The sequence below is a fragment of the Milkweed yellows phytoplasma str. MW1 genome (assembly GCF_000309485.1).
Lineage (GTDB): Bacteria > Bacillota_I > Bacilli_A > Acholeplasmatales > Acholeplasmataceae > Phytoplasma.
The window spans coordinates 1-259 of record NZ_AKIL01000072.1 but is presented as its reverse complement, the minus strand read 5'-3'; the positions used below and the strand labels follow the sequence as shown (position 1 = coordinate 259).

The 259-nt window shown below is 30.5% G+C and carries 1 pseudogene; it reads left to right on the top strand.

The features are described from left to right. A pseudogene (locus RI76_RS01555) lies at positions 1-259 on the top strand (hypothetical protein); the annotation flags it as partial.

Genomic DNA, 259 nt, shown 5'->3' with positions numbered 1-259 from the left:
TTTATTTAGGGCAAAATGCTACTATGAAAGATGCTTTAGGTTGGTTAGGTCATTATTTTAAAGATAAAACTTTTAAAAGTACTTTTACTTATGCGCTATATAATAATCAGATCAATGATAAAATGGTTGAATTTGATTATCGTATTAAAGAACCACCACCACAAGGTTTTTTATTAGCTTATTTTGATGGCGGACAAAGAGAAGGGGCTAATAATACTTTTACTTTAGAGCAATTAAAACAAATGGGTCAGGGCGCTAA